At 73.3% G+C, this 12565-nt stretch carries 11 protein-coding genes; 2 read left to right on the top strand and 9 right to left on the bottom strand.

Annotation, left to right across the window (positions count from 1 at the left end; all coding sequences use genetic code 11):
• Window positions 1–36 precede the first annotated feature (36 nt).
• The 4 genes from LC193_RS05595 to glnA all read right to left on the bottom strand — a co-directional run bounded on the left by LC193_RS05595 (window position 37) and on the right by glnA (window position 5591).
• The gene (locus tag LC193_RS05595; RefSeq protein WP_226072105.1) at window positions 37–864 is read right to left on the bottom strand and encodes a DUF1206 domain-containing protein; all 828 of its coding nucleotides are present in this window, start codon (window positions 862–864) and stop codon (window positions 37–39) included.
• A gap of 87 nt (window positions 865–951) precedes the next feature.
• Window positions 952–3642, bottom strand: a complete 2691-nt coding sequence (locus tag LC193_RS05590) for a KGGVGR-motif variant AAA ATPase (RefSeq protein ID WP_226072103.1) — start codon at window positions 3640–3642, stop codon at window positions 952–954.
• Between the two features lie 3 nt (window positions 3643–3645).
• Entirely contained in the window at window positions 3646–4062 is a 417-nt protein-coding gene (locus tag LC193_RS05585; RefSeq protein WP_226072100.1) for a hypothetical protein, read from the bottom strand.
• A gap of 113 nt (window positions 4063–4175) precedes the next feature.
• The gene (gene glnA / locus LC193_RS05580; protein ID WP_086161016.1) at window positions 4176–5591 is read right to left on the bottom strand and encodes a type I glutamate--ammonia ligase; all 1416 of its coding nucleotides are present in this window, start codon (window positions 5589–5591) and stop codon (window positions 4176–4178) included.
• Window positions 5592–5784: 193 nt separating this feature from the next.
• Here glnA and LC193_RS05575 point away from each other — a divergent pair, with 193 nt between their 5' ends.
• Window positions 5785–6249: an RDD family protein gene (locus tag LC193_RS05575; protein ID WP_226072097.1), complete on the top strand. Its 465-nt coding sequence runs from the start codon at window positions 5785–5787 to the stop codon at window positions 6247–6249.
• A gap of 243 nt (window positions 6250–6492) precedes the next feature.
• On the opposite strand, the gene LC193_RS05570 is transcribed toward LC193_RS05575, so the two are convergent.
• The 4 genes from LC193_RS05570 to lipB form a co-directional block, all read right to left on the bottom strand.
• A complete protein-coding gene (locus LC193_RS05570) occupies window positions 6493–7206 on the bottom strand; it encodes a DUF4191 domain-containing protein (RefSeq protein ID WP_226072095.1) in 714 nt (237 codons plus the stop codon).
• Between the two features lie 71 nt (window positions 7207–7277).
• Complete coding sequence (locus LC193_RS05565; RefSeq protein WP_226072093.1) at window positions 7278–7496, bottom strand: hypothetical protein; 219 nt, start codon at window positions 7494–7496, stop codon at window positions 7278–7280.
• A 99-nt stretch (window positions 7497–7595) separates the two neighbouring features.
• A complete protein-coding gene (gene lipA / locus LC193_RS05560; protein WP_226072091.1) occupies window positions 7596–8528 on the bottom strand; it encodes a lipoyl synthase in 933 nt (310 codons plus the stop codon).
• 64 nt (window positions 8529–8592) lie between these two features.
• Window positions 8593–9381 carry a lipoyl(octanoyl) transferase LipB gene (gene lipB, locus LC193_RS05555; protein WP_226072088.1) on the bottom strand — a complete coding sequence of 263 codons (789 nt, stop codon included), beginning with the start codon at window positions 9379–9381 and terminating at the stop codon, window positions 8593–8595.
• 198 nt (window positions 9382–9579) lie between these two features.
• Between lipB and LC193_RS05550 the strand changes: the two genes are divergently transcribed.
• Complete coding sequence (locus tag LC193_RS05550) at window positions 9580–11193, top strand: regulator (protein WP_226072086.1); 1614 nt, start codon at window positions 9580–9582, stop codon at window positions 11191–11193.
• A 4-nt stretch (window positions 11194–11197) separates the two neighbouring features.
• On the opposite strand, the gene LC193_RS05545 is transcribed toward LC193_RS05550, so the two are convergent.
• Window positions 11198–12535, bottom strand: a complete 1338-nt coding sequence (locus tag LC193_RS05545; protein WP_226072083.1) for an FAD-dependent oxidoreductase — start codon at window positions 12533–12535, stop codon at window positions 11198–11200.
• Window positions 12536–12565 lie beyond the last annotated feature (30 nt).

The following is a 12565-nucleotide window of genomic DNA, read 5'->3' as shown; positions in this document are numbered from 1 at the left end:
GGACACCGGGCGGCCGGCTGCCGGGGGTGTCGCGGCTCAGACCCGGCGCCAGCGGGCCAGCGCGAAGGAGAACAGCCCGAACAGCGCCAGGCCGACGGCCATCGCCACCAGCAGCCACGGCCCGGCCGGGGTATCGGCGAACGTGCGGAGCGTGTCGTCCATGCCCTTGGCCTCGTCCGGGTCGTAGTCGGCCGCGGCCCGCACCGCGAAGGCGCCCGCGGCGGCGAAGAACGCGCCGCGCGCCACGCCGCCGGTCACCCCGAGGACATCGACCGCCCGCCGCGCGCCCTGCGGCATCTCCGCACGCTTCAGGTCCTTGTGGAACGACCGCCTCAGCGCCCGCACCCCGATCCACACACCGGCCCCGGCGATGGCCAGGCCGGCGCCGGCCACGAGCCACTGCCCGCCCGGCAGGCCGAGGGCCTGCGCCGTGACGTCCCGCGACTGCTCGTCGCTCGACCCGCTGCCCTGCTCGCCCGCGGCGAACGACAGGACCGAGTAGGCGATCACCCCGTAGAAGACGGCTCTGGCCCCCGACATCGCCCGCTTGTGCTTCTTGCGGCCGTCGGGGCCCGAGGCGCCGAACGCGGCCTCGGACAGGCGCCACAGCGCCATTCCGACGAGCCCGACGCCGACCGCCCAGATCAGGAATTCCCCGAACGGGCGGCTCGCCAGTTCGCGCAACGCGCCGCCCCGGTCGGCCTGTTCGTCGCCGCCGAAAGCGATGCTCAGCGCCAGCGCGCCGATCAGCAGGTACAGCGTCCCCCGGGCGGCCAGCCCCCAGCGGGCCGCCGCGTTCATGGGTGAGCTGCGGGCGGCGCGGCGGGCCGCCGACCTGCCGCGGAGTACGGCTGATGTTCCCATCTCGGGCCTCCAGGGTTGGTGACCCCTTTCCGGATGCCCCCGCACCCCGCACGAAAACGGCCTCCGGAACGGGCGGCCCGTGCCGCGTCACACCCCCCGGACCACGCGCGCCCTGCCCTGCGTGCGGAAACCGAGCGCGTGCCGGTAGATCTCGGGCATGCGGTAGCGCCCGTCGGCGTCCCTCGCCAGGGCGCCCCACTGTTCCAAGGACTCGACGTCGTCGGCCGTGAGCCCGACGTCGGCGGCGTCGAACGGCATCCGAACGGAGTCCGCGTATCCCGACATGCGCCCCAGCAGACTGCCGAGCGGCGGGTTCTCCTTGTTGATCTCTTCCACCTTCGCCCGGCTGCACGCAACGAGGGCGCGGCGCATCGCGGCCGGGGTCAGCACCCGGTCCGGCCACCGGTCGTCCCCGATGGACGCGGCGGCGGCTTCCCGCAGGAACCTGACGACATCGCGCGCCTGGATCTGTTCGTTGAAGTCCGCGAGTGCCGCGGGGACCCACCGCTCGCTCCACGCCTCACGTGACGTCTCCGTACCCAGCTTCGCGCCCCAGAGAGGCACGAGGGCCCGAACGATCTCGTCGTGCCCCAGGTTGACGACCGCATGTTTCGGCGCTTGCACCGCGCCGGCGTTCAACGTGACCCACAGGGACAGCCGCAGCGCGTCCTCGGTGTCCCAGCGCAGTTCGTAGGGGGAATAGCGGTCGAGGAACTGGCCGAGGTTCTGCCGGATCGCCCTGCGGACCAGGTCCTGGCGGACGAAGACCACGAGACCGAGCGAGCGGTTGCGCACCGTGCGCAGCCAGGCCGGGACGTCGAGCAGCAGCGTCCGGAGGGCGATGCGCTTCGGTTCGGTGTCCACCGTTTCGAGCCAGTCCTCCAGGCCGTCGACGATGAACAGGACGGCTTTCGACTGGTCGAGTGTGCGCTCGATCAGCGACTCCTCGGCGGGCGCGCCGCGTTCGCCGCCCGCCGCCAGGAAGAGGCATTCGAGCCAGCGGGTGCGCCAGAACTCCGGGTCATCGGCCCGCTCGTCGCGCAGTCCGGAGTTCAGGTGCCTGCGGATCTCCTCCGCCGTAATGCCGGTCCCTCCGGCGGCGAGGTCCCTGAGCCGCTGCGGCGACACCGCGCCCGGCTGCGGCTCGGCGATGTTCAGCGGGTCGAGAACGGGGACCACCGGAGCGGACCGCTCCACGACGTGCCCGTTGTCCTCGGCGAAGATGAGCCAGGAACCGGCCGCGCACATGCGGGCGAAGGTGAAGGTCTTGCCCGAGCCCTTCGCGCCGACCATGACCGCCACCGGCAGGTCCGTGCTGTGGTCCGTGATGAGCCGGCGCACCGGCTCCGTGGTGAGGAAGCCGAGCCCCAGGTCCGTGCCGCGCCGCTCGGCGAACACGAGCCGGTCCGCGGTGTCCTCAAGCGCGCGCCGCCGGTCGTCCAGGGCGGCCGGCTCCTCGGGGTGGGGCTGCGCGTCGGGGGCCGCCGGTGCGGCGCCGGCCGCGAAGTCGGTCAGAAGGGCGGGCAGGGAACACCGCCGGATGACGTCGACCACCGCGTCCCAGCTCTCCGGGAGCGCCAGCAACTCCTCGCGGAACGGGCTCAGCACCGGCTCGGTCAGCACCTGCTCGTCCACGGCGAGATCGTCCTCCGGGTGCTCGTCCGCCGCTGTGCCGGCCAGGCCGATCGTGGCGGACAGCGCCGCCGCGAGGCTTCTGCGTGCCGCGTCCGCGTGCTCCTGGTGAACGTCGAGCCGGTACTGCGTCACGATCGCGCCGGGCGCCGGATCGGTGCCCACCACGGCGGGGGACTGCGCCCCCAACTGCCGGATCATCGTCTCGGTGCCCTGGAGGGACTGGCTGCTGACGGTGGTGACGAACACGCGCGCCACCCGGGGGTCGAGCAGGATCGGCGCCGCCAGTTCCGAGGCCCCGGCGCGCAGATCGAGGATCACGGTGTCCACGTCGGCGGCGATGGCGAGTGCGGCCAGGGACTCGCTGAGGAAGTACGGCGAGCGGTCCTCGGTGAGCACGTCGGGAGGAGCGATCCGGGGCGGCCCCAGCTGTGTGCGCCGACTGGCCGGGAGAACGGTCACCCGGCCCGTGCCCGGGTAACGCGAGACGCGCTGGTTCGGCAGGTAGGCGGCGGCGGTCCGAACGGCCGGCCCGGGATCGCCGTGCTGGGCGGAGTGCAGCAGCGCGATGAGGTCCTCGTAGGCGATGTCGCACCGGCCGCCTTGCGCCTGGTACATCCACGTGATGCCGGGCGCCTCCAGGTCCGCGTCGATGAGCAGGACGTGCTGCCCCTGGGAGGCGAGCAGGTCGGCCAGCGCGACGGCGTGCAGGGTCCGTCCCACGCCGCCCTTGAAGGAGTGGAAGGCGACGAGCTGCTTCCCCTCGGGAAACCGGGGCTGCGCCGGGCGGGGCAGGGCGTCGCCGAGGGCGGAGGTGACACGGCGTTCGGTCAACCTGGGCCGCCGCGGCGCCGTTTCGGTGTCGGTGGCCTCGATCAGACGTACCGGGAGGGACGCGGGAGCGTGGGCCGGAGGCCGGTCCAGGAGGAGTTCGAGACCGCCCTCGTGCGCGGCGGCCGATCCGATGCCGAACCGCTCGTCGAGCCAGGCCCGGACCGTGGCGATCTCCGTCCCTGGCAGGACGGTCAGCTCCACGCCGTCCCACCAGGCGTCCACTTCGAGCAGCCAGGGACGCCACTGGCCGGCGACGGCCGCCTCCGCCAGCCGGGAGTCGACATCGACCCAGGTGTAGAGCTTGCCGGCCATGGCTCAGAATCCCTTCCTGGCATCCCGCACCAGCGACTTCAGAGCCTCGACGGCCGCCTTCTGGTCACTGGCGTTCAGCTCCGCACCATAGCGCCACGCCTCGTGCAGCTCGTGACTTTCGATCCAGCCACCGCCCTTGTGTCTGCGGCAGCGCAAGGGGTCGGGGCCCGGTCCCGGGGCGCGCAGGTTCAGTGCTTTCGCCAAGCGGCGCAGCTGGTGCGTTCTCAGGGCGTCCGGGAGCCCCGAGGTGTCCGCGCGCTGGAGGACCGAGCGCAGCACTTCCGCCTTCAGCGCGCACTCGGCAGCGTAGAAGAGCAGCAGTCCGCCGACGGCGTCCTCGCCCGCCTGCGAGGCCGCCTCGGCCCGTCGGGCGAGCCGGTCGCGGCTCCGCCGCAGTCCGCTGACCCCCACATCCACCATGGCGGCAGGCTACCGGTGTCCGCGCGCCGCCCGCCCCGGCCGCCGCCCTGGCATGGCGGAGGCCGCCGCCCTGGCAGGGCGGCGGCCTCCGGTGCGCGGGCGGTGCCCGCCGGTCACACGTCGAAGTACAGCTCGAACTCGTGCGGGTGCGGGCGGAGCTGCATCGGGGCGATCTCCTTCTCGCGCTTGAAGTCGATCCACGTCTCGATCAGGTCGGCCGTGAACACGCCACCGGCCTGGAGGTACTCGTTGTCCGCTTCGAGCGCTTCGAGCACGGCGGGCAGCGAGGTCGGCACCTGGGGCAGCTCGGCGTGCTCCTCGGGGGCCAGCTCGTACAGGTCCTTGTCGATGGGCTCGGCCGGCTCGATCTTGTTCTTGATGCCGTCAAGGCCCGCGAGCAGGAGCGCGGAGAACGCCAGGTACGGGTTCGAGGACGGGTCGGGCGCGCGGAACTCGACGCGCTTGGCCTTCGGGTTCGAGCCGGTGATCGGGATGCGCATGGCGGCCGACCGGTTCCGCTGCGAGTAGACCAGGTTGACCGGCGCCTCGAAGCCGGGCACCAGGCGGTGGTACGAGTTCACCGTGGGGTTGGTGAACGCCAGCAGCGACGGCGCGTGCCGCAGGATGCCGCCGATGTAGTAGCGCGCGGTGTCGGACAGGCCCGCGTAGCCCTGCTCGTCGTAGAACAGCGGCGTGCCGTTCGTCCACAGCGACTGGTGGACGTGCATGCCGGAGCCGTTGTCACCGAAGATCGGCTTGGGCATGAACGTCGCGGTCTTGCCGTTGCGCCAGGCGACGTTCTTGATGATGTACTTGAACAGCATCAGGTCGTCGGCGGCGGCGAGCAGCGTGTTGTACTGGTAGTTGATCTCCGCCTGTCCCGCGGTGCCCACCTCGTGGTGCTGGCGCTCCACCTTGAGACCGGCCTTGCTCAGTTCGAGCGACATCTCCGCGCGCAGGTCCGCGAAGTGGTCCACCGGGGGCGCCGGGAAGTAGCCGCCCTTGTAGCGGACCTTGTAACCGCGGTTGCCGCCCTCCTCGATGGCGCCGGTGTTCCACGCGCCGGCCTCGGAGTCGATGTAGTAGTAGCCGGCGTTCGACTTGGTCTCGAACCGCACGTCGTCGAACACGTAGAACTCGGCCTCGGGGCCGAAGTACGCGGTGTCCGCGATCCCGGAGGAGGCGAGGTACGCCTCGGCCTTCTTCGCCACGTTCCGCGGGTCGCGGCTGTACGCCTCGCCCGTGATCGGGTCCTGGATGAAGAAGTTGATGTTGATCGTGCTGTCCTTGCGGAACGGGTCGACCCGCGCGGTGGACAGATCCGGGACGAGCGCCATGTCGGACTCGTGGATGGCCTGGAAGCCTCGGATCGACGAACCGTCGAACATCAGGCTCTCGGCCGGGTCGAACGTCTCGGCCGGCACGGTGACGTGCTGCATGATGCCCGGCAGGTCGCAGAAACGCACGTCGATGAACTTGACGTCGTTGTCCGCGATGTACTTGTTGATCTCGTCGGCGTTTCGGAACATCCGGATGTCCTCCTAGTCCCGGCCGCGGGCCGGGAGCGTGCAGCTCGGGGTGGCCCGGTGCGCGGGCCTGCCGGGCCCGACCCTAAGGACGGGCCATTTCTCAAGCATGACCCATTTGTTTCACCGCTGTTAACCGGACTTCTCACCCGATACCGCCGACCACTCGTCCGGCCGGGCGCGCTACGGTTGACGGGTGGACAATCGGCAGGTACTTGGCTCCTGGCTCTCCGGACCCCGCGCGACGGCCGAGAGCATGGGCATCGACTTCGGTTACCGCGGGCAGCGGCTCGGTCTCCCCGAGGAGGGGCCCGGATCGGTCGCCCCCCTCGCCAAGCGGGTCGTGGCCATCCTCGTCGACTGGGCGATGTGCCTGCTGATCGCATACGGTCTCATCAGCCGCGAGCCGGCCACTCTCAGTAACTGGGCCCTGGCCGTCTTCGTCGTCATGGTCACGCTCACGGTCGGCACGCTCGGCATGACGCCCGGGAAGCGGCTCCTGCGCATCCGCGTCGTCAGCGTCCACGGCGGCCGGCTGACGTTCCCGCGCGCCGTGCTGCGCACGTTCCTGCTCGCCCTGGCCATCCCGCCGCTGGTCTGGGACCGCGACGGCCGCGGCCTGCACGACCGGTTCTCCGGCGCCGTGCAGGTCCGCGTCTGAGCCCGCGCGGGAACGGCCGCCTGAGCGCCCGGCCCCGCCGGAAGCCGCGCCCGGACGGCGCGCCACCGGATCGCGCCAGCGGAGCGCGCGACCGGCACCGTGGAGGACCACGCCGGGCCACCGGCGCCCGTCCCGAGCCGGCGGAGGCCGGATCGGGACACGGAAGACGGACCGGGGACTGAGAAAACGTTTCGGGCCCGCCCCTCTCGGAGGGACGGGCCCGATGAACGCGGGGGCGCGGGCTCAGCGACCGCCGCGGCGCGGCATGTTGCCGCCCTTCGGAAGGCGCATGCCCTTGGGCATCGGGCCCTTCGGCAGCGGCATGTTGCTCATCAGATCGCCCATGGCGCGCAGCCGGTCGTTCACCTCGGTCACGCGGGGCCCGGCCAGCACCCGCGGGAACTTCAGGATCGTGGAACGCAGCTTCTTCAGCTCCACCTGGCCCTCGCCGCGACCCACGATCACGTCGTGCACCGGCACCTCGGAGACCGCCCGGTTCATCCGGCGCCGCTCCGCGGCCATCAGGGCCTTCAGCCGGTTCGGGTTGCCCTCGCCGACCAGCACCACGCCGCACTTGCCGACCGCCCGGTGGACCACGTCCTGGTTCCGGTTGACGGCGATGGCGGGCGTGAACGCGATGCCGCGGCGCATGTTCTCCAGAACGGCCGCCGCCGCACCCGGCTGGCCCTCCATCTGGCCGAACGCCGCCCGCTCCGCGCGCCGCCCGAAGACGATGGCCGTCGCGAGCAGCGCGACGAGGAAGCCGAGGATGCCGAGGTAGATCGGGTGCCCGATCCAGAAGCCGAAGGCGAGGACCACCGCGAACGTGCCCAGGCCGACCGCCGAGATGATCAGACCGATCCAGCGGTCGGCCCGCTTGGTCATCTTGTACGTCAGGGCGATCTGCTTCATCCGCCCCGGAGTCTCGGAATCCTGAGCCTTTTCCTTCCGCGCCATGGCCCAAGTCTACGCGGCGGCGCGGTCGGGCGACTCCGCGGGGCGCGGGCCCGCGCCCCGCGGGCCGTCGCTCAGGTGCGCGGCGCGGGAAGCGCCGCGGGGCCGCCGCGCTCCACGACGGCCGCGAGCGCCCGTTCCGCGTCCCGGCGGGCCGCCGCCCGCGCCCGGTCCTCCAGGACGGCGGCGTGCGCGTTGGCGAGCGCGGTCCGCCGTCCACCCCGCGACAGCACTCCTTCGAGCGCGCGCAGTGCCCCGGTCACGCTCGCACGTGCCTCACGCGTGTCAGGCATGGACGGCCCCTCCCCTGGCAGTCGGACAACGTGCCCCTATTGTTATCGAACGGTGTTACGACGCCGTGACCCGGGGGTCAATCCCGGGGGAAGGGGCCGTCACGCGGCGGAGCGCTGCTCGACCGCCTGCCGGTACAGCCGCCCGGCGCGGTAGGAGGACCGCACCATCGGTCCCGACATCACGCCGGAGTAGCCGATCGCCTCGGCCTCCTCGCGCAGCTCGACGAACTCGTCCGGCTTCACCCAGCGCTCCACCGGGTGGTGGCGCGGCGTCGGCCGCAGGTACTGCGTGATGGTGATCAGCTCGCAGCCCGCCGCGTGCATCTCCCGCAGCGCCTGGCTGATCTCCTCGCGGGTCTCGCCGAGCCCGAGGATCAGGTTCGACTTGGTGACCAGGCCCGCGGCGCGGGCCTGCGTCAGCACGTCGAGCGACCGCTCGTAGCGGAACCCGGGCCGGATGCGCCGGAAGATGCGCGGAACGGTCTCGACGTTGTGCGCCAGCACCTCGGGCCGCGAGTCGAAGACCTCGGCCAGCTGCTCGGGCACCGCGTTGAAGTCGGGGATCAGCAGCTCGACTCCGGTGCCGGGCACCAGCGTGTGGATCTGGCGCACGGTCTCCGCGTACAGCCACGCGCCGCCGTCCGGCAGGTCGTCCCGGGCCACGCCGGTCACCGTCGCGTAGCGCAGCTCCATCTGCCGCACCGACTCCGCGACGCGCCTGGGCTCGTCGCGGTCGAGATCGGCGGGCCTGCCGGTGTCGATCTGGCAGAAGTCGCAGCGCCGCGTGCACTGCTCGCCGCCGATCAGGAACGTCGCCTCGCGGTCCTCCCAGCACTCGAAGATGTTGGGGCAGCCGGCCTCCTGGCAGACCGTGTGCAGCCCCTCCCGCTTCACCAGGCCCTGCAACTCGCGGTACTGCGGGCCCATTCTCGCCCGGGTCTTGATCCACTCGGGCTTGCGCTCGATCGGGGTCTGGCTGTTCCGGACCTCAAGGCGCAGCATCTTGCGGCCATCGGGTGCGACAGCGGACACGTCCGGCTCCCTACACTTTCGAATCTTCGGCGAACTCCAGCGTACGCCTGTGCTTGTGGTGCTCTCAGACGGCCCGCGGCAGCGGGACCTCGGCGTCGAGCACGGCGCGCAGGTGCCGCTCCACCACGGGAACCACCTCGGTCACCGGAACCTTCCGGCCGAGTTCCTGCGAGATCGACGTCACCCCCGCGTCGCGGATGCCGCAGGGCACGATGCGGTCGAACGAGGTGTTGTCCGGGTCGCAGTTCAACGCGAACCCGTGCATCGTCACGCCCTTGGCCACGCGGATGCCGATCGCGCACAGCTTGCGGTCCTCGTCGCGCTGGCCCGCGTTGGACGGCGCGTACTCGGGGCCGCTCAGCCGCGGGTCGAACTCCTCGTCGTGCAGCCGCGGGTCGAAGTCGAGCGACAGGCCGCCGGTGCCCGGCCGCTCCGTGCCCTCAAGCGCGGAGCCGAGCACCCACACGCCGCTGCGGCCCTCCACGCGCGTGGTGTCGAGGCCGAACTCGGCGCAGGCCCGGATCACGGCCTCCTCGATGCGCCGCACGTGCGCCACGACGTCCACCGGGCGCGGCAGCTTCAGGATCGGGTAGCCGACGAGCTGCCCGGGTCCGTGCCAGGTGATCTTGCCGCCCCGGTCGACGTCCACGACGGGCGTGCCGTCCAGCGGGCGCTCACTGTCCTCGGTGCGCCGGCCCGCCGTGTACACCGGGGTGTGTTCGAGCAGGAGGCAGGTGTCGGGGATCTCGTCGGCGAACCGGGCCGTGTGCACCCGCCGTTGCTCCTGCCACGCCACGTGGTAGTCGACGGCTTCGGTACCGAAGCCCAGATGGGCAAAGCGCAGCTCGCTCACGGCCGCGGCTCCTTCGTTTTCGTACACATGTGTCGTGTCTCGGTTCCACTCTAATCCCGCGCGGAAGCCATCCTCCCGAGACCCTCAGGCTCACACATATGGATGAATCCACGGGCGAGGAGCCGACTAAACCGGGCAGGACCGTTACATTCACGCCGTTCCAGCCGCACAGCCGTAAGGCAGGAGACCGCACCGCCGATGTCCACGGAACGACCCGGAGGCCCGCCCTCCCCCCAGCCCACAACCCCGCGCACTCCGAACCGCCAGCTCGCCGCACTCATCGCCGAGGCCGGATTCTCACACGCCGGTCTGGCCAGACGCGTCGACCAGCTCGGCCTCGAACACGGCCTCGATCTCCGCTACGACAAGACGTCGGTCACCCGCTGGCTGCGGGGGCAACGGCCGCGCGGCACGACCCCGGCGCTGATCGCCGAGGTGTTCACCCGGCGGCTCGGCCGCCGGTTGTCGGCGCAGGACCTCGGCCTTGAGGCGTGCGCGCCGGTCTACGCGGGTCTTGAGTTCGCCGCGAGTCCTGCCGAGGCCGTCGACATCGTCGCCGGCCTGTGGCGCAAGGACTCCGGCAGCTACGCCGAGCTGCGCAAGATCGCGTTCACCCCGGCCGGCCTCGTGGTCCCGAGCCGCGACTGGCTCATCGGCCGCCCGGACGAACGGGTCGCGCGCGGCGAGCCGCCCGAGCCCCCGGCCCCCGGGGCCGAGGCGCCGCCGGCCGCCCGCGTGCCCGAGCAGGCGCGCGGGCCCGTCAGGCCGCCGCAGCCGGGCGTGCCGCCCCAGCCGGGCGCGGCCGACCCGGCGGCCCAGGGCCGGCCGCCGCAGCCGCCGGGCGCGCGCCGCCCGGTGCCGCAGGCCGCGCGGCCCAGCCGCCTCGACCGCGTCGAGCGCGGGCCTGGCCAGCGCGTCACGGCCGGCGACATCGCGGCCCTGCGCTCGGTCGCGGACCTGTTCCGCACCCTGGACCAGGCGTACGGCGGCGGCCACGCCAGGCAGGCCCTTGTCCGGTATCTGGAGAACGAGCTCGAACCGATGCTGCGCGGCGCCTACGGCGAGCAGACCGGCCGCAAGCTGTTCTCCGCCGCCGCCGACCTGACCCGCCTCGCGGGCTGGACGGCCTACGACATCGCCGCCCACGGCCTGGCGCAGCGCTACTTCGTGCAGGCGCTGCGCCTGGCGCAGGCCGCGGGCGACCGCAGCTACGGCGCCTACGTGCTGGTCTCGATGAGCCGGCAGGCCGTGTACCTCGGGCACGGCAGGGAGGCCGTCCAGCTGGCCAGGGTGGCCCAGCAGGGCATGGCCAGTTCGGTGCCGCCCGTGGTGCAGGCGCTGCTGCACAGCGTCGAGGCGCGCGGCCACGGGCTGCTCGGCGAGGTCAGATCCTGCACGGCGGCCCTCGCCCGCGCCGAGCGCGCCCTGGAGGCCGCGCGGACGGCCGACGACGTGCCGGCGTGGGCGCGGTTCTTCGACGAGGCGCAGCTGGCCGACGAGTTCGCGCACTGCCACCGCGACCTCCAGCAGTACCGGGCCGCCGCCCGGCACGCGGAGCGCTCCCTCCAGCTGCGCAGCCCCGCCTACGCCCGCAGCAGGCTGTTCTGCCGCGTGGTGCTGGCCAGCGCGCGGCTGGGCCTCGGGGACGTGGAGCACGCCTGCACGCTGGCCGCGGAGGCCGCCGCGCAGGCGGGTGAGATGCGGTCGGTCCGCGTCCACGAGTACCTCCAGGACTTCGAGAGCCGCCTGGAGCCGTTCCGGGACGCCGCGGCCGTCCGTGTCTACCGCGAGCGCCTGGCCACGCTCGGCTGACCCGTCATCCGGCCGCCGCGGGGGCGAGCCCCGCGTCTGCGAGCACCGCGGACGCGGCGCGGCGGGCCGATGCCAGGTCCCCCGAGGGGCCAGGGGCGTCCCGGTGGTCGCCGCACACGTACAGGCCGTCGAGCAGGCGGGCCGACCGGGCGCCGGTGTACGGGGGCGGCACGGCCGGGACGGCCTGCGGGTCGTGGTGGGCGGCGAGCAGCTCCCAGTCGTCGGCCGGTGCCTGGTGCATCTCGGTGAGCTGGGGCCGCGCGGCCTTGTCGAGCAGCTCGGCCGGCTCGGCCGCCCGGTGCCCGAGGACCACGGAGGTGACCAGGGTCCTGCCCTCGGGGGCGCGGGACGGGTCGGCCGCCGAGGCGGCCAGGCTGTGCGCGAGCGGGCCGCGCCCGGCGGCCTCCACGACGAGCGTGGCGCCGGAACGCACCCCGTCAGGCGCCGCGTGGTGCAGCACGGTCACCGGGCGGAACGCGGGCACGCGCAGCCCCGGCAGCAGCCGGGCGGCCTCCGCGGCACCGGTCGCGACCACGACGCCGCGGCAGGCGAACGTCCCGTGCGCCCGCGTCGTGACCTCCGTCGTCGAGACCGACTCGACCCGCACGCCGGTGCGCACCGCCCCGGGCGGCAGGCAGGCCGCGAGCAGGCCGGGCAGCGCCGCCGCGCCGCCGGCGGGCAGGCCGAGGCCGTGCCGGGCGAACGCGCGCAGCGCGAGGTCCCCGAGGCGGCTCGATGTGGCCAGGTCCGGGTCGTGCAGCAGCGCCGACAGCAGGGGGCGCAGGGACGATTCGGCTATGCGCGGGGGTATCCCGCGCGTGCGCAGGGCGCCGGCCGCGGTCGGCTCCGAGCCGCGCGGCCGGGGCCCGGGGGAGCGGCCGAGCCTGGCCAGGTTGGCCTTCAGCCAGACCCGGTCGAACGCGGGGCCGTCGCGGTCGGCCGCCTGCTCGTCGGGCGCGCCCGGCGGCCGGCCGCCCGGCGGGGAGCCGGCGGGCTCGCCCTCGTGGCGGTGCCGCCGGCCCGCGCTGCCGCCGATCCGCCGGGCCGCGTCCGGGCCGCACAGCAGCACGCCGCCGGTGAGGGGGCGCAGCGGAAGCGGGCGCGGCAGGCGGCGGAGCGCGGGGGAGTCGGTGAGCGACAGCGGGCCCGACCGGTCGAGGCGGAAGCCGTCGCGGCGTTCCGTCGTCATCCGGCCGCCGATGTCGTCCGCGGCCTCAAGCAGGACCACGGTCAGCCCGGCGGCGGTGAGGTGGTGGGCTGCGGCCAGTCCGGCCGTTCCGCCCCCGACGACGACGATGTCGGCGATGTCCTTGAACGCGCGAGGCGTTCGACGCTTGAGCACGGGGCCTCCTGGTGAGGTGGTCGCTGCGTC

This window comes from Streptomyces marincola (assembly GCF_020410765.1).
In the GTDB taxonomy this organism is placed as follows: Bacteria; Actinomycetota; Actinomycetes; order Streptomycetales; family Streptomycetaceae; genus Streptomyces; species Streptomyces marincola.
The sequence above is the reverse complement of the archived record's forward strand: the minus strand, read 5'-3'. Positions and strand labels throughout refer to the sequence as shown.

Excerpts from the sequence above, each read along its gene's own strand:
- LC193_RS05595 (WP_226072105.1), bottom strand. The coding sequence starts at position 864 with ATGGGAACATCAGCCGTACTCCGCGGCAGGTCGGCGGCCCGCCGCGCC.
- LC193_RS05590 (WP_226072103.1), bottom strand. The coding sequence starts at position 3,642 with ATGGCCGGCAAGCTCTACACCTGGGTCGATGTCGACTCCCGGCTGGCG.
- LC193_RS05585 (WP_226072100.1), bottom strand. The coding sequence starts at position 4,062 with ATGGTGGATGTGGGGGTCAGCGGACTGCGGCGGAGCCGCGACCGGCTC.
- glnA (WP_086161016.1), bottom strand. The coding sequence starts at position 5,591 with ATGTTCCGAAACGCCGACGAGATCAACAAGTACATCGCGGACAACGAC.
- LC193_RS05570 (WP_226072095.1), bottom strand. The coding sequence starts at position 7,206 with ATGGCGCGGAAGGAAAAGGCTCAGGATTCCGAGACTCCGGGGCGGATG.
- LC193_RS05565 (WP_226072093.1), bottom strand. The coding sequence starts at position 7,496 with ATGCCTGACACGCGTGAGGCACGTGCGAGCGTGACCGGGGCACTGCGC.
- LC193_RS05550 (WP_226072086.1), top strand. The coding sequence starts at position 9,580 with ATGTCCACGGAACGACCCGGAGGCCCGCCCTCCCCCCAGCCCACAACC.